This is a genomic window from Deltaproteobacteria bacterium, assembly GCA_009692615.1.
Classification (GTDB): domain Bacteria; phylum Desulfobacterota; class Binatia; order UBA9968; family UBA9968; genus DP-20.
In genome coordinates, this window is record SHYW01000024.1 from 1 (window position 1) to 16,675 (window position 16,675).

A 16,675-nucleotide genomic window follows, 5' to 3' on the forward strand; every position below is an offset into this window, starting at 1 on the left:
GGCAAATCGAGGCAAAACTAAGGACCCTATTAACCGCGAGAGCAAAATGTAATCTGATATAACTTCGCAAAAACTGTAACTCATTACGAAAAAAACGATCTATCCTCCGCTGCCCTGCTTCCAGGGCAGTTGTTCAGAGGTTCCTTAGGAGGAGACGTACATGGGACAGAGATCGAAAATTTTCAGTGGGTTGGCTATGTTGCTTGCGGGAGCTTTAACCTTCCCGGTTGGGGCTTAAGAGAAAAAAGCCGCGGAGAAGAAAGCGGAGGAAAAAAAGGCGGAGCCTGCAAAGGCGAAGGCTGAAAAGGTTGCCGGTGACGTTGGCCTATTGGATACCGATAAAAATTATCTGATCGTGGTGACCAAAGACGGCAAGTTGGTGACGTTGGACTACAACGCCAAGACCAAGGTGACAGAAATCCGTGAAACGAAAGTCAAGATGGCTGATGTTGGGTTAGGCTCATCGGCCACCGTAGAATACGTCACCAAAGGCGAGAAAAATTTTCTCTCCAAAATGGAATTCGTTGCGGCTAAGGGCGAATAGAGCTATTTTCTGGCGATGAAATCCCGCCAGTGCACTTAGCGGCGTTAGTTTACTGACGGCATTGCGCGAGATAGCGATACGACGAAAGATATTTTCGTACCGGCACCGGGGGAGGACTCGATCAAGAGTACTCCCCCGATTTGTTTGAGTCGATCGGTCATTCCCGATAGCCCGAAACCAGACTTGCCAAACTTTTGATCTGGCTCAAAGCCAACGCCGTCATCGATGACGCTACCGAAGAGACGGTTGCCGTCTAACCGCAAACTAATGTTAACATGCGTGGCGTGGGAATGGCGGGTAACGTTGGTCAACGCCTCGCGGAGAACATAGTATATTTCGCTCTCGATTCGATGTGGCAAGGTCAAGTTCTCTGAGTTAACCTCCAGCACGCACTCGCCGCCGACGCCGTCGCGCAGGAATTTCAGTTCATCCCGCAGCCGCTCGATCAGCGTTCCCGACGCCAATGCCGCTATCGGCTTTCCGGCTAGAAAAGTTCGTATGTCTTTCATCGTCGACCGGCTCAACTCTTCGGCGGCCTTAAGTTCTTCGATAATTTCCGGCTCGGACTCATGAAGCCGTCCTCGGCTGCTCTCAATTCGCAGAATCAGCGTCGCCAGCGACTGGAGGATATTGTCGTGCAGCTCAAACGTAATACGACGCCGTTCATCCAATACAGCGGCTTGGGCGGCGGTTTTGGAAAGGGCGAGCAATCTTTGATTCTGCTTTTTTTCGAATTCGCTCACGTAGCCGAAAATACACCCGAGTACGATCAGATACAGGCTGCGAACGACGATGGTGTCGATGCCAAGCGGATCCGCTAAGGCCTCGGCAGCTAAAGTCAGCCGCATAGTGATGTAAGCACCGACGCCCGCGAACGCCACGGGAATGCTGCCTTTCATGCCCCAGCGCAAGCTCGCGGTGATGACCGGAAAAGTATAGTAGAAAAAAAATGGTGTTCGCGTGCCGCCAGTGGCGTAAACGATCAGAGCGATCCAGGCGATGTCCAATGATGTAGTGACGACCCCAAGGCCGGCAGGGACATGCTGCTGTTTCCAGGTGAAATAGGATGCCGCTAAGCTGTAGAGCAAGAACGATCCGAGAGAAAAAAAAGAAAGCTCCGGAAAGCGCGCGACACGCAATGGGTTGAGTTGGATCACCACGATCGCGAGGATCGCGAAAGCCAAACGAAGCCAGGCTACGGCTCGCTCCCGCCGGATAATCCAATCGGCCTCCAGCGAGGTTTCCTCACTACCGGCGTGTCGATTTACAAATTCGTCGAAATACAGCGGATCTCTCGTTTCTCGATACCGACCTTGATAACCGCCTAGTGTGCTTGGCCCATCAGAATGAGCGCGGCTTTGAAGCGATTGTTCACTTTGAGCTTGTCGAAAATATTGGTCAGGTGTGTCTTAACGGTTTTTTCGCTGATGAAAATATTCCTGCCGATTTCTTCATTGGTCAGCCCTTTGGCGACTAGTTTGAGGATTTCCATCTCGCGCTTGGTGAGCGCGCTAATGCTGTCGTCGAGCAGCGGCGTCGCTTGGGTTGCTTGAACTTGTTGAGCCTGGGCGATTTCATCAAAGGCCTGCCAGCCTGGAATCTCTTTGTCGATCCAAACCCCGCCGTTGTGGACGCTCCTGATCGCTTGCACGAGCGTGGCTGCCGGGACACCTTTGGGAACGAAACCTCTGGCGCCGCCCTTGGCCGCATTCAGCACGTGTTCTTCCTCTGAAAACGCGGTGAGAATCATCACCCGCGTCGTCGGGCTTCGAGCCGCGATTTCAAGAAGATTTTGCACCACATCGCCTTTGGGCATCTTTAGGTCCAAGAGCAAGACGTCAGGCTTCATTTTATCGACGACTTTAGCGATCTCATCACCGTCGGCTGCCTCGCCAACGACTAGAATGTCTTTTTCTACCGAAAGGATCTTGCGAAGGCCGTCGCGGAGCAGAGCGTGGTCGTCGGCAATTACAACTTTAATCGCTGCCATCTTGTTACCTCGTCAAATTAACTCACCAGCACCGTTCTGATTGGTCAATTGAAAATACAACAAATGGCTGAAGGTGCAAGCTAATTTTCTGCCGGGATTTCGGCTGAGCCTATAGTCCTATTTTGCGCTCAATTCTTGCCGATTACGTAAAAAATCCTACCTAAAGCGTATTGAGATGACATCAGGGTCACGATAAGTATCTTGAAGCATTCCGAGTAATTTAGCGTTGTACGGAGGTCAGATGAAAAATTTGTTTTTAACTCGCGCGCTCATTGGCGTATCGTTGTTCGCGTTCGCTGCTTGTGCGACTCAAGAAGAAATGGCGCCCAAACCAGCACCCGCACCGGCTCCGGCAGCCAAAACAGAGGCGGCAAAGGCAACCAAGTTAGCGGGCGATATCGGCCTGCTCGATACAGAGAAGAACTACATGATTATCGTGACCAAGGAAGGCAAGTTGGTGACGATCGATTACGATGCTAAATTTCAGCCGACCCAAAAAGATTATGTCGAGACCAAAATTGCGGAGATTGGCTTAGGATCTTCTGCCACTGTTGTATACAGCCGGCAAGGCGAAAAGAGCATCGCGTCGAGTATCGAATACTTGCCCGCGAAGGGCGAATAGGACATCGCTGAAAACTACGTTACGGACACAATCAGGAGGAGACTGAAATGAGAGCGAATTGGAAAGTAGCAGGCGGCATCGCGGTGTTATTCGCTGGAGCCTTGGCATTGCCGGTTATCGCCCAAGAGAAAAAGGCCCAAGAGAAAAAGGCCCAAGAGAAAAAGGCCGAAGAGAAGAAAGCCGAAGCGAAATCTGCCGAGCCAGCGAAGGCTAAGGCCGAGAAGGTCGCGGGCGATGTCGGCTTATTGGATACCGAGAAAAACTACATGATCGTCGTGACCAAGGAAGGCAAGTTGATCACCCTGGATTTCAACGCCAAGACCAAGACGACTGAGATCCGCGAATCCAAAGTTAAGATGGCCGACGTTGGGTTGGGGTCCTCGGCGACCGTGGAATACGTCACCAAAGGCGAGAAAAATTTTCTTTCCAAGATGGAATTCGTTGCGGCCAAGGGCGAGTAACCAGCTTAGCTACAGAAGGTCGATTAGAACTTTAAGGGCGCGGTTTTACCGCGCCCTTTGTTTTTTGATTTAGGCTAATTAAACGAAAACCGCCCTGACTCCGTCAGGGCGGCAAGAATTAAGTGTCGCGTTAAATAATTTAGGACTCGCGGGCGGCGAGTCTCTGAAGGCTAGGAGCCTTCTTCTTCGAAGTCGGTGAACACAAGTCTGCGGTAGCCGCGTTCTTCGTCGAGTGTTTTTTGCCGCTTACTTTCCTTTTCGTTTTCTTCCTGGCATTTCACGCACAGGCGGGTAAAGGGCAAAACCTTGAGCCGGCCGAGTTGGATTTCCCCCTCGCAGCTTTCACAAATCTCGTAGCTCTTTTCCTTGATCCGTTGCAGCGCTTCGTCGATGGCGACGACTTTCTCCCGTTCTCGGTCATTGAGGATAAAATTGATTTCCCGGTCGCGCTCATCGCTGGCCAAATCGTAGGTGTCGCGTCCCTCGTCCTTGATGCCTTCGGTCTCGCCTTTGACACGACCCTGCATCTCTTTGCTGAGACCGCGTTTCATTTCCTCAAGCATTTCCGCGGCCCGCTTGAGAAACTCGCGACGTTGTTTTTTTTCTTTGTCTGGATCCGCTTTAGCCATGGAGTATCTCACCCGTTAAATCGTAGTCATGCGCTTCTATGATCTTGACGTCGATCATGGTTCCGGGCTCAGGCGGCAAGTCCGTTACCGACGGTAAATCGTGGTTCGCTATCAGAACGACGCCGTCAACTTCCGGGGCGTGGGCTTGGGTCCGGCCGGAAAGCATGCCTGAGTCCGAATCAATGCCGTCGATCATAACGCGCTGCATGGTGCCAATCAAGGCCTGATTCTTTTTTCGTGACACCGAGGCCTGCAAATCCATCACTTCTTGCCAGCGCTGTTCCTTTTCATCTTCGCTGACTTGGCCGTCGAATTTCGCCGCCGCAGTGCCTTCCTCCTGGGAGTACTTAAAGACTCCGAGCCGTTCGAATTCAGTCTCTTCGACGAAGTCGAGGAGTTCGCCAAAATCCGCCTCAGTCTCGCCAGGAAAGCCGACGATCAAAGAGGTTCTGAGCGTTAGTCCGGGGATTGCATCGCGCAATTTCATGACCGCTTCGCGCACGGCGCTGCCGCTCTTGCCCCGGCGCATGCGCTGAAGCAGGGAGCGGCTAATATGCTGAAACGGGATGTCGACATATTTGCAGATCTTGCCGCTGTCGCGGATCAGGTCGAGCAGCGGCTTGTCGAGAAAGTTGGGGTACGAATAGAGCAGGCGAATCCAAGTGATCTCGTCGATGCCGTCCAACGCTTTCATCAAGCCGTAGAGCGTCGTACCGTCTTTGCGGTCGCGGCCGTAGGCGGTTAGGTCTTGGGCGATGAGATTTATCTCCTTGACCCCGGCGCGTCCGAGCGAGCTGGCTTCGTCGAGCACCGACTCAATGGAGCGGCTGCGGTGCGGGCCGCGTAGTTTAGGGATGATGCAAAAGGCGCACTTGTGATCGCAGCCCTCCGAGACTTTTAAATATGCCGTGTAGGAAGGCGTGGTGCGCAGCCGCGGCGTCGCATGGTCATAAATGTAATTGGGCACACCGACATGCTGGCGCAGCTTGGCGTCGACTTCGTGATCGCGGAGAATTTCGACGATGCGCGGCACTTCACCGGTGCCGATGAACAGGTCGACTTCGGGTAGCTCACTGGCGAGCTCGTCGGGGTAGCGCTGGGATAGGCAGCCGGCGACTACGAGTTTTTTAATCTTACCTTCTTCTTTGAGCCGGCTCATTTCGACAATTGTGTCGACGGATTCTTCTTTGGCCGCGCCGATGAAGCCGCAGGTGTTGACCAACACGACATCGGCGTCGCTTGGTTCCTGGACGATCTCGTAGTGATTTCTTTCGAGCAGCCCAGCCATGACTTCGGAGTCGACCAGATTTCGCGCGCAGCCCAAGCTGACGATGCTGAATTTCTGCTTGGCCGGCATCATCATTGCCCGAGCTCGACTATGTCCGCGCCGTCGGGAATTTTGACTTGAAATAGCGCGTCATTGACGCCGACGCCTTTGCGCATGGCGGAGAAGCGCAGCGTGGTCAGATTGCCGGCGGCGTCGCGCACGCTGACCCACTGGATATCCGAGGCGGCTTTGCTCACGCCGACGAGGATTTCGCTATAACCGCCGGCTTCGCCTTTGGGTTCCAAGCGCAAGACGTTTTGGCTGTCGTCGCTCGCTTTAAGCGTCGCGTTGAAGTCTTTTTTCAAATTTCCCAGACCGAGCAAAAACGACAGCGGGATATCGCCACGAAAGGCGTTTTTGAGCGGGCTTTTGATCACTTGATTCTGATCGGGCTGGTAAAAATACAGATGCTTACCGTCGGTTAAAACGAATTGAGTCTTGGGATCCTCGTAGCGCCAGAGCATTTTTCCCGGCCGTTTGAACGAGAGTTTACCCGACGCTTTCATGGTCCGGTTAAGCGTCTTGACCTCGGTCTGTTGCTGAAAGTCGGCGACAAAATCGCTGGTCGCGTCGTAGCTTTTCTGTAAGCCATCGAGCACCGCTTCGGCACTACGGCTTTCCGCCGCCAGGCTGAGATTCACACCGCAAGCCGCCACTAAGATGATGGCTAGAAGTAATTTAATCTTAGATATCATCGTCAATTTTTCGCGCATAAACTTCACGGGGGCGAGCGCCGTCCGCCGGTCCGACCACCCGGTCGCGCTCCATCTGTTCGATCATCCGGGCGGCGCGATTGTATCCTACCCGCAATCGGCGCTGAACCATAGAGATTGACGCCTGCTGGGTTTCGGTGACGATGGCCACCGCTTGGTCGTACATTTCGTCATATTCTTCGTCGATGGCCGCGGCCGCTTCGGTCTCTTTTTTCGCTTCGAGCACTTCCGGCCGATAGACCGGCCGGCCTTGGGCCTTGATGAATTGCATCACCCTGAGCACTTCTTGGTCCGACACGAAGGCGCCGTGGACGCGGGTCAAGCGCGCGGTGCCCGGCGGCAGAAACAGCAAATCGCCGTTGCCCAAAAGTTTCTCCGAACCCATGGAATCGAGAATCGTGCGCGAATCGATTCTCGATGTCACCTGAAAAGAAATACGCGCGGGAAAGTTGGCTTTGATCAAACCGGTGATGACATCCACTGACGGCCGTTGCGTGGCGAGGATCAAATGGATACCAGCGGCGCGCGCTTTCTGCGCCAAGCGGGTGATGTATTCTTCGACATCGCGGCCGACGGTCATCATCAGATCGGCTAATTCGTCGATGATGATGACGATGCGCGGCATCTTGGCGTGAACCAGCGGCATATTCCGCTGCAGCGTGCCGCCGATGGACAGCGGCGGCAATTCTTCCAACGATTCGGCTTCGGTCAAGTCGATGACGGCTTTTTTGTTGCCGCTCTCTTTTTCCAGCGTGCGGTTATAGTTGTCGATGTTGCGCGCGCCTTTTTCTCGCATTAGACGATAGCGCCGGTCCATCTCTTCCACCGCCCAGAACAATGCCGCGGCGGCTTTTTTTGGATCCGTAACCACCGGCACGAGCTGGTGGGGTATGTCTTCGTAAGCCGTGAGTTCGAGCATCTTCGGATCGACCATGATGAATTTTACGTCTTGGGGACTTGACTTGAAGAGAATGCTCAAGATCATCGCGTTGATCGACACCGACTTGCCGGTACCGGTAGCGCCGGCGACCAACAGATGGGGCATTTTCGCTAAGTCGGTGGAGAACGGCGTGCCGCCGATGTCTTTGCCGAGGGCGAGGGTGATTTTCGAATCGGAATCGCGGTAGGAGTCGTGCTCGATCACTTCGCGCAGATAAACCATTTCACGGCGCGGATTGGGAATCTCGATGCCGACCACCGACTCGCCAGGGATCGGCGCTAGAATGCGTACGCTGACCGCGCGCAGCGCCATCGCCAGATCGTCGGCCAACATGACGATGCGCCGGACTTTGACGCCAGCGGCGGGCTTGAACTCGTACATGGTAATCACTGGGCCAGGGCGTACCGCGACGACTTCGCCCTCGACGCCGAAGTCTTCAAGCTTTTTTTGTAGGATCAGTGAGTTGGCATGCAGCGTTTCCTTGTCGATCTTGATCTGTTCGCCTTCCGGCGGATCGAGCAGCTCCAAGGGCGGCAGCTTATAGCCTTCGCCGACCTCAGGAAGCCTAAACTGTTCCGGCGCCATGGCCGGTTTTTTCGCCGGCCGTTTGATAATATTGAGATCGTCCCTGACCTCGTCCTTGACCATGATCGGCGGCGGCACGTAATCTTTTTTGTCTTTTTTGGTATTCTCGCCGCTGCGCTTTTCTTGTTTCTCTTTGAATTCCTTGATTCGGTCGTTGACCGCCGGCACGAGAGATTTTTTAAACTCGAAAAAGCTTTTCTTGGTGTGGCCGAGCAAATCCATCAGCGAGTTTTGCGTCAATAGCATGATCGACAACAACAAGGTGAACAGCGCGATCAAAGTCGCGCTCAACGGGCCGAACAGCGGCACCAGCACGCTTTCTTTCAAAAAGCCGCCGACGATGCCGCCGGAGTCGCGCGCGCTTTCGCTGTCGATGACCACGCTCAAGATCACGCCGACGCTGATCAACAAGATCAAATAACCGGCCGCCCGGCTGAGCACGACGCCTCTATAGGTCGCGCGAAACAGTTGCGCCGCGGCGATGCAGAGAAAGATCGGCAATAGATAAGACGACAGCCCGAGCCCTTGGAGCAGCAGGTCGGCCAAAAAGGCGCCGACAAAGCCGCCCCAGTTATGCGTGCTCACGGCGCCTGAAGGCGTGTTGTAGGAGCGATCGCCGACGCTAAAAGAAATCAGGCTAATGGCGATCAAGAGCGCCGTGAGACCGATCAGTACGCCCCAGATTTCGCGATTGAGCCGGCCTTTTTCGATGACTACTGACATGGCGGGTTTCCTTTGCTGCGAATTTCGCTAGTCGATAGAAGCTTCAAAAAAGCAGTTTCTCTCGCCAAGGCGCCAAGACGCAAAGTTCGGGAATTATAATTCCTAACCTTAGCGCCTTTGCGCCTTGGCGAGAGTCATTATTCGTTCCTAGGTTTCGATAATATACGGCAGCACCAACGGGTGGCGTTCGAGTTTTTTGCGGAAAAAACGGCGCAACACTTTGCGCACTTCCTCTTTTAGCTCGGTGGGATCGGTGCGGGTTTCGTGGTTCATGTTGTTCAACGCCAAGAGCACTTCGCGCTTGGCGCTCTCCATAACTTCCTCGCTCGCTTCGGCGAGCATGAAGCCGCGTGAGATCAGCTCCGGGCCGGCGACCAATTCGCCCGACTGTTGATGGATAGCCATCACCGCCAGCACCATGCCGCCTTCGGAAAGGTGGCGCCGGTCGCGGATCACCACATCGCCGACATCGCCGACCCCTTTGCCGTCGACAAACACCCGGCCGACTTGGATCGGTTTAACTTTCTTTGCGCTCTTGGCGGTGAGCTCCAGCACGTCACCGTCTTCGAGCAGAAACAGGTTCTCTTCCGGCAGGCCGACATCCTGGGCCAAGCGGCGGTGGCGCACCAGGTGGCGATACTCGCCGTGGATCGGCACGAAGTAGCGCGGCCGAGTGAGCTGCAACATGGTTTTCAATTCTTCTTGGCTGGCGTGGCCCGAAACATGGATTTCCGAAACCTTCTCGTAGTGCACCGCCGCGCCGCGCCGGTATAGATGATTGATTAAATTCGAAATCGTCTTTTCGTTGCCGGGGATAAATTTTGACGAGAGAATCACGGTGTCGCCGGCCTCGACTTTGATCGTCTTGTGATCGTTCAGGGCGATGCGGTGCAGCGCCGACATCGGTTCGCCTTGGCTGCCGGTGGTGAGAAACGTCAATTTGTCCGCCGGCAAATCTTGCCAGCGCTCGCTCTCGGTCATAAAATTACGCGGCAGATGGAGATATCCCAAGTCGGCGGCGACCTGGCTATTGCGAATCATGCTGCGGCCGCTGAGCACGACGCGCCGGTCGCACATTTCTGAGATGTCGATGATCTGCTGGATTCGCGGGATGCTCGATGAAAAAGTCGACACCAACACTTTGCCGGCGCTGTTTTGAATGATCCGCTCCAGCTCGGGCGCCACGGTACGCTCGGACGGCGTATGGCCCGGCCGTTCGACATTGGTGGAGTCCGAGAGCAACAGCAGCACGCCCTTTTCGCCGTAGGCGGCGAAGCGTTGGAAGTCGAACATCTCGCCTTCCATGGGCGTGTTGTCGATTTTGAAATCGCCGGTATGAATGATCGTTCCCACCGGAGTTTCGATCGCCAGCGCTAGACAGTCCATCAAACTATGGGTGACCCGGATACCTTCCAAGCGAAACGGCGCGATGTCCCAAGGCTGGCCGGCGGCGATCTCATGCACTTCGGCGCTATCTTCGAGGTTGTGCTCGGTTAACTTATTTGCCAGCAAACCGAGGGTCAGCCGCGAGCCGTAAATCGGCACGTCGAGATGTTTCAAAATATACGGCAGCGCGCCGACATGATCCTCATGGGCGTGAGTGAGAACGATCGCTTTGAGCTTGTCGCTGTTTTCGAGCAAGTAGCTGACATCGGGAATGACCAAATCGATGCCGAGTAGATTGGCTTCGGGAAACATCAAGCCACAGTCGACGGCGATGGCCGCGTCGCCGTATTCGATCAGCATCATGTTGAGGCCGAACTCGCCGAGGCCGCCCAGCGGTATGATTCGTACTGGATCCATAAAATATTAAATACCCTGTTTCTCCATCGCCTGGTGGCGCACCCTCAATGGCTCAGACGGCTCGATGGATTCGCCATCTCTGCGGGCCAGCTCGATTGAATGATTCAAATGGCCGGCGATCACATCGCGCACTTGATTGGACAACAAACGGAGATTCCCTGGACGAAACCCTTCGACTGCCACAGGCTTCTCGATTACGACTTTGACGATTCCCGAGCCTAGGCGCCAGCTGTCCGCGGGCAACAGCGCGCCGCTGCCGCTGATAGCGATGGGCACGACCGGCGTCTGGGTTTGCACGGCGAGCAGAAAGCCGCCTTTTTTAAAGCGCTGCAACGCGCCGGTGCGGCTGCGCGTGCCTTCAGGGAAAACAACCAGAGAAATGCCCGCCGCCAAGCGCTCCTTGGCCCGGGCTAAGCTTTTGAGCGCGTCCCGCGGATCTTTGCGGTCCACGGTCACATGCTTGGCCGCCCACATGGCCCAGCCAAAAAACGGTACGCGGAGCAATTCTTTCTTAGCCAGCCAGCGCAGTTGAAACGGCCGCAGCGCCTGCACTAACACCGGTATGTCGATGTTGCTCTGGTGATTGACGATGAAAATATATGGGCGCTGCGGATCGATGTTGTCCAATCCCTCGACTTTCAACGAAATCCCACCGACGCGCAGGATCAACCAGGTCCACAGCCGATTGATGCCGTAGATGCGTTTGCCGTGCGCTTCAAATAATCCGAATAAAATCGTCGCTAGCGAAAGTAAAACAGTGATCAGCGCGAGAAACGTCAGCTGGAAGAAATATAGCATCAAATTTCAAGTCGGATTTGAGCGGAACTCGGCACTGAAACTAGCAGGGTTATCTTAGAGGACGGGCTGGCAAAAAGCAATGTGTGGAAACTCGGCCGGCAGGCGAAAACTCTTATTGACTTTGGCGCTCAACTCTCCGTATTGTCAGCGGACTTGATTCATTCCAATTACCGGACATCTGGTTTCTAAAAAGGAGATTGACTTTGGGAAAGCTCATCGCTTGGCTGCTTTCGTTCGGCCTACTCGGTTGCGCTTCGACGTTAAGCCAGCGCGCGGGTATGGTTCCCGAAGCCAAAGACATGGCGCTGGTGGGCTACAACGATTTGCAGAATCGCTCGGCCTACCAACCGATCATTCACCGCCAGGGCAACCGCTTCATCGCCTACATCGGCCATCACGGCGGCTCAGCGTTAAATCCTCTGACCGGCAAGGTGGAAGCCAACGGCACCTCGATCGTCGATGTCAGCGATCCACGCAGTGCAAAATATTTAGCGCATTTCCCGGGCTCTTCCGCCGGTTCGGGCGAAGCTGGCGGGGAGCAAATGTTGCGCGCTTGCGATGGCAAGGATTTGCCCAAGGGCGATGCCAAGAAAACTTATCTGCTGCGCAGTTTCGGCAACGAAGGCCACGAAGTCTTGGACGTCACCGACCCAGCCAAGCCGGCGCTGCTGACGAAAATAATCTCCGGGCTCACCTCTACGCATAAAAACTGGTGGGAGTGCGATACCGGCATCGCCTATCTGGTTTCCTATAAAAAAGATGAAGGCTGGCGCAGCCGCGGCGTGAAAATCTACGACCTCAGCGACCCGGCGCGGCCGCGCTACATTCGCGACTTCGGATTGGTTGGCCAAGAGCCTGGATCCAAGATCGAACCCGTGCCGCAGTCTCTGCACGGACCGATCCGGTTGGGCAACCGGGTTTATTTCGGCTACGGCTCGAGCAACGCCGGGACCATGCAGATCGTCGACCGGGAAAAATTACTCAAGGGCAATCCTGCGGTGAAAGATCCCTTCGCGCCGACGCCGGAGAATCTACGCTATCCGGAAATCTCGCGCTTGGAACTTTATCCCAACACTGGCGCGCACACCGCGTTTCCGGTGCTCGGCATGACGATGCCGGAGTTCGCCAAGATGGAGAAAGGCAAAAGCGCCGACTTCGTGGTGATCGTCACCGAAGCAACGCAGAACGAATGCCGCGAGTTTCGCCACCCGGTTTTTTTCGCCGATATCAGCGACGAAAAACGGCCGTTTTCAGTTTCAAACTTCGATGTCATCGAGTCCAGCGGCGATTATTGCGGCCGCGGCGGACGCTTCGGCGCCCACGCCAGCAACGAATCGTTCACGCCGATCTATTACAAGCGCATGATCTTCGTCACCTACTTCAACGCGGGGGTGCGCGCCGTCGATATCCGCGACCCGTACCGGCCGAAAGAAGTCGGTTACTACATTCCCGCGATCACCGACAAAACCGATAAGCGTTGCGTGCCCAATCCGGGCGGCGGCGAGAGCTGCAAGGTCGCGATCCAAAGTAACAACGTCGAAGTCGACGATCGCGGATTGATCTACGTTGCCGACCGCGCCAATACCGGCATGCATATTTTGGAACTCACCGGCGCGGCGCGCAAGGTTGCCAATTTTCCCGATGGCAAGTGATCCGTCATTGACTCGGTGCAATGGCGGGGATAAGTTGATTTCACTTTTTCTCGCGTAGGTCATTTCCGCTCGGAGGCATTCATGTCCGTCAACAAAGTGATTTTGGTCGGCCGTTTGGGCAAAGATCCGGAAGTGCGCTTTACCAACACCGGTAGCGCGGTGGGAAATTTTTCCATTGCTACCTCGGAGATTTGGAACGACCGAGAGGGCAAACGCCAAGAGCGCACCGAGTGGCACAACATCGTGGTATGGGGCAAACAGGCCGAGCATTGCGGCCAATATTTGGCGAAGGGCCGTGAAGTGTATGTCGAAGGCAGCATTCGCACGCGCAGCTACGACGACAAAAACACCGGCGCAAAACGCTACATTACCGAAATCGTCGCCCAGCGCATTCAATTCTTGGGCGGCGGAGGGGGCGCGCGCACGGCGCCCGCAGCTGACGCCGGCCACGCCGACGATATGAGCATGGCGAGCGGTATGGGCGGCGGCCAAGCGCCGGCGGACGACGATATTCCGTTTTGATTGCTCTAGCCGAGTAGCGCCGCGAAGTTATTCCTACCAGCCGTCAGATTTCAAGCTTAAGTCAAAGACATGGATCGACCGCCGCTTGACAATATCGATGTCGACGCCGCGTTGCGGACGATTCTCGAAGGTGCCGCGACCCACACCGGCACGGAATTTTTTCGAGCTTTAGTTCTCAATCTCGCCCGCGCTCTCAAAACTCATGGCGCCTGGGTTACCGAATATATTTCCGAGCGGCGCGCGCTCAAACCATTCGCCTTTTGGTTGGGCGAGGGTTGGATCGATATGGCGGAAATGCCAGTGAAGGGCACGGCTTGCGAGACCGTGGTCGAAGATCGTCGACTGGTTCATATCCCTAAAATCTAATTGAACTCTACCCTGACAGTCCAACCGCGCGCGCGACCGGCGTGGCTAGCTACATGGGCGTGCCGTTGCTCGACCTCGATGACCCGGTCCTCGGCCATTTGGCGGTGCTCGATCTGCGGCCCATGCCGGCCGAACCGCGGATGCAGGCGGTGTCAAATATTTGCCGCGCGCGCCGCCGCGGAGCTGCGCCGGCTCCGCGCCGAAGCGCAGATGCGTGAGCGCGAACAGAAGCTGTTTCGGCTTATCGGTGGCGCCATGGATGCGATCATTGAGCTAGATCGCGATTTGGCAATCACGTAAATCAATCCCACCGCGGAAAAAGTCTTCACTTGCGGTCCGGAAGAACTGGACGGACGAACGTTTAGCCAATTTCTCGTGCCCGAGGCGCGCGACAAATTGGCGCGCTTGATCTCCGATCTCGACAGCCGCTCCGACGGTCAACGCTCGCTGTGGATCGCCGGCGGCCTCGATGTCAGCACGCCGGACGGAATCAAGTTTCGCGCCGAGGCGACCTTGTCGCGCTTCGATGTCGAGCGCGAGCCGTTTTACACTTTGATCCTGCGCAACGTCAACGAACGGCTTGAAGCCGAGCAGAAAACTCATTCGCTCACGGTGGAAACCGAATATCTGCGCGAAGAGCTGAAAACGCTGGCGGGCGGCGATGAAATCATCGGCCAGAGCGAGGCGCTGCGCAAGGTTCTACGCGACGTGCAAGAAGTCGCCGGCACCGATGCCACGGTGTTGCTGCTCGGCGAGACCGGCACGGGTAAAGAAGTGATCGCCCGGGCGATCCAGCGCGCCAGCCGGCGGCAGCACAAGCCGCTGGTCAAGGTGAACTGTGCGGCGATCCCGGCGACATTGATCGAGAGCGAATTTTTCGGCCACGAAGCGGGCGCGTTCACCGGCGCGACCAAAAAGCGCGACGGCAGATTCGCCTTGGCCCATGGCGGCACGATCTTTCTCGACGAAGTAGCGGAACTACCGCTTGATTTGCAGAGTAAACTTCTGCGCGTGCTGCAAGAAGGCGAGTTCGAACCAGTGGGCAGATCGCAGACGCGCAAAGTTGACGTACTCGTTTTGGCGGCGACCAATCGCGATCTGGCGCTCGCTGTCAGCGAGGGTAAATTTCGCGAAGATCTTTACTATCGTTTGAACGTTTTTCCGATCGAGCTGCCGGCGCTGCGCGAACGGCGCGACGATATCGGCATGCTCGCCAACGCCTTCGCGCAAAAAATTGCTAAAACCATGGGCCGGTCGCTAGAGACATTGTCCGCGGATAACTTGCGCCGACTCGAAGCCTATCATTGGCCCGGTAATGTGCGCGAGCTGCAAAATATTATCGAGCGCGCGGTGATCACTTCCCATGACGGCAAACTCAATCTTGACCGCGCCTTGCCGGAAAGCGTCGGTGCCACCGCCGCCGCGTTAAGTAACCCGCCAACGCCAAACCAACGCGTGCTCAGTGCCAAAGAGATCGAAGACATAGAGCGGCAGAACTTGATCGCTGCTCTGGAAGCCTGCGACTGGAAAGTTGCCGGTGATAACGGTGCGGCAAAGCTTCTCGGTATCAAACCCACCACGCTGAGCTCGCGCATCAAAGCGCTCGGCATCGCCCGCCAGCGCTAATCCATTTACGAAATCTCAATTTCGGTCCTCACGAGTTTTCGTGGATTACGAAAACTCGTTTCGTCATTTCTCTCTTAATTTTGTCTAAGTTTCTGTTTTTTTGTGAAAAATATTTTCGCGATCGCTTGGCACAATTCCCGCTATAGGTCTGGGCAGATAGTCGATGGCGGAAAATCGACAAATCTAAAGGAGGATAGCCAGGTTACAGACAGCGGTAAAATTCAACGAGGGCGCGACAATCCAACCGGCGGAATATCTGCGCGGTGCGATGGCGGAACTGGCACCGCGCTTCGCGGCGCGGGCGGCTGAAGCTGACGAGAACGATCGCTTCGTCGCCGCCAATTACGTTGACCTCAAGGCGCAGGGTTTCGTTTCAGCCGGTGTGCCTGTCGAACTAGGCGGTCTCGGCGCGAGCCATGCGGAATTATGCGAGATGCTCCGTACCTTGGCGCACTCATGCGGTTCGACGGCGTTGGCGCTGTCCATGCACACCCATCAGGTGGCGACCAACGCGTGGCGCTGGTGTCATCAGAAAGCGCCGGTCGATGGTTTGCTCAAGCGCGTGGCAGTGGAAAATTTGATTCTCTTGAGCAGCGGCGGTTCGGATTGGCTCAAGGGCGCGGGCAGCGCGACTAAAATCGACGGCGGTTATCGAATCAACGCGCGAAAGATATTTTCCAGCGGCGCGCCGGCGGGCGATCTGTTGATGACCAGCGCAGTCTACGACGATCCCGAAACCGGACCGACAGTGTTCCATTTCGCCGTGCCGATGAAGGCCGAAGGGGTGAAGGTTCTCAATACCTGGAAAGTCATGGGCATGCGCGGCACGGGTTCGCATGACATCGAGCTGAACAATGTTTTTGTCGCCGACGCGGCGATCGGCGTCAAACGGCCGCAAGGAAAGTGGCATCCGCTGTTTCACATTATTTCGATGATCGCTTTTCCATTGGTTTACTCGGCGTATCTCGGCGTTGCCGAGGCGGCGCGCGATCTGGTCGTCGATAACGCCGGCAAACGCAAAACGGATTACCATTCAATCGATCTGATCGGCGCCATGGATAACGAGTTGACGATGGCTCGGTTGGCGCTCCAAGATATGATCGCCGTGGCGGCAAAAAATGATCCGGGGTTGGTGATCACCAATCGCATCATGACCGGTCGCACGCTGGTCGCGCGCGGTGTGCTGCAAACCGTGGAACTGGCGATGGAGGTCGCTGGCGGCGGCACGTTCAATCGTTCCGCAGGGTTGGAAAGACTTTTCCGCGATGCTCAGGCGACGCGCTTTCATCCGCTGCGCGAAGGCGGGCAAAAAACTTATGCTGGACGGATGGCGTTGGGCTTGGATGTCGACGAGGTGACTTGACCGCCAAACGT

Annotated in this window: 13 protein-coding genes and 2 pseudogenes; 7 read left to right on the forward strand and 8 right to left on the reverse strand. The window is 55.7% G+C overall.

The window, feature by feature from the left end; genetic code table 11:
* Positions 1-328 precede the first annotated feature (328 nt).
* Positions 329-544 carry a hypothetical protein gene (locus tag EXR70_07830; GenBank protein MSP38385.1) on the forward strand — a complete coding sequence of 72 codons (216 nt, stop codon included), beginning with the start codon at positions 329-331 and terminating at the stop codon, positions 542-544.
* Positions 545-588: 44 nt separating this feature from the next.
* Here the strand turns inward: EXR70_07830 and EXR70_07835 are convergent, their stop codons facing one another.
* A complete protein-coding gene (locus tag EXR70_07835; protein MSP38386.1) occupies positions 589-1,728 on the reverse strand; it encodes a sensor histidine kinase in 1,140 nt (379 codons plus the stop codon).
* 140 nt (positions 1,729-1,868) lie between these two features.
* Positions 1,869-2,534, reverse strand: coding sequence for a response regulator transcription factor (locus EXR70_07840; protein MSP38387.1), 666 nt, complete (start codon positions 2,532-2,534; stop codon positions 1,869-1,871).
* A 241-nt stretch (positions 2,535-2,775) separates the two neighbouring features.
* Between EXR70_07840 and EXR70_07845 the strand changes: the two are divergent.
* Positions 2,776-2,931: pseudogene (locus tag EXR70_07845) on the forward strand (BMP family ABC transporter substrate-binding protein).
* Positions 2,932-3,203: 272 nt separating this feature from the next.
* Positions 3,204-3,617 carry a hypothetical protein gene (locus EXR70_07850; protein ID MSP38388.1) on the forward strand — a complete coding sequence of 138 codons (414 nt, stop codon included), beginning with the start codon at positions 3,204-3,206 and terminating at the stop codon, positions 3,615-3,617.
* Between the two features lie 170 nt (positions 3,618-3,787).
* Here EXR70_07850 and EXR70_07855 read toward each other — a convergent pair whose 3' ends face one another.
* The 6 genes from EXR70_07855 to EXR70_07880 form a co-directional block, all read right to left on the reverse strand.
* Positions 3,788-4,246, reverse strand: a complete 459-nt coding sequence (locus tag EXR70_07855) for a TraR/DksA family transcriptional regulator (GenBank protein MSP38389.1) — start codon at positions 4,244-4,246, stop codon at positions 3,788-3,790.
* Complete coding sequence (rimO, locus tag EXR70_07860; protein MSP38390.1) at positions 4,239-5,609, reverse strand: 30S ribosomal protein S12 methylthiotransferase RimO; 1,371 nt, start codon at positions 5,607-5,609, stop codon at positions 4,239-4,241. Before rimO ends, EXR70_07855 begins: the two co-directional genes overlap by 8 nt.
* Positions 5,606-6,286: an outer membrane lipoprotein carrier protein LolA gene (locus EXR70_07865; protein ID MSP38391.1), complete on the reverse strand. Its 681-nt coding sequence runs from the start codon at positions 6,284-6,286 to the stop codon at positions 5,606-5,608. Before EXR70_07865 ends, rimO begins: the two co-directional genes overlap by 4 nt.
* The gene (locus EXR70_07870; GenBank protein MSP38392.1) at positions 6,258-8,534 is read right to left on the reverse strand and encodes a DNA translocase FtsK; all 2,277 of its coding nucleotides are present in this window, start codon (positions 8,532-8,534) and stop codon (positions 6,258-6,260) included. The genes EXR70_07865 and EXR70_07870 overlap by 29 nt, the downstream gene beginning before the upstream one ends.
* Before the next feature lie 147 nt (positions 8,535-8,681).
* Positions 8,682-10,337: a ribonuclease J gene (locus EXR70_07875; GenBank protein MSP38393.1), complete on the reverse strand. Its 1,656-nt coding sequence runs from the start codon at positions 10,335-10,337 to the stop codon at positions 8,682-8,684.
* Positions 10,338-10,343: 6 nt separating this feature from the next.
* Positions 10,344-11,135: a 1-acyl-sn-glycerol-3-phosphate acyltransferase gene (locus tag EXR70_07880; protein MSP38394.1), complete on the reverse strand. Its 792-nt coding sequence runs from the start codon at positions 11,133-11,135 to the stop codon at positions 10,344-10,346.
* Positions 11,136-11,311: 176 nt separating this feature from the next.
* Between EXR70_07880 and EXR70_07885 the strand changes: the two genes are divergently transcribed.
* The 4 genes and pseudogenes from EXR70_07885 to EXR70_07900 all read left to right on the forward strand — a co-directional run bounded on the left by EXR70_07885 (position 11,312) and on the right by EXR70_07900 (position 16,664).
* Positions 11,312-12,787 carry a hypothetical protein gene (locus EXR70_07885; GenBank protein MSP38395.1) on the forward strand — a complete coding sequence of 492 codons (1,476 nt, stop codon included), beginning with the start codon at positions 11,312-11,314 and terminating at the stop codon, positions 12,785-12,787.
* Positions 12,788-12,868: 81 nt separating this feature from the next.
* On the forward strand, positions 12,869-13,309 hold the full coding sequence (locus EXR70_07890; protein ID MSP38396.1) for a single-stranded DNA-binding protein: 441 nt from the start codon (positions 12,869-12,871) through the stop codon (positions 13,307-13,309).
* A 69-nt stretch (positions 13,310-13,378) separates the two neighbouring features.
* Positions 13,379-15,301: pseudogene (locus EXR70_07895) on the forward strand (PAS domain S-box protein).
* 268 nt (positions 15,302-15,569) lie between these two features.
* Positions 15,570-16,664: an acyl-CoA dehydrogenase gene (locus EXR70_07900; protein MSP38397.1), complete on the forward strand. Its 1,095-nt coding sequence runs from the start codon at positions 15,570-15,572 to the stop codon at positions 16,662-16,664.
* Positions 16,665-16,675: the final 11 nt, after the last annotated feature.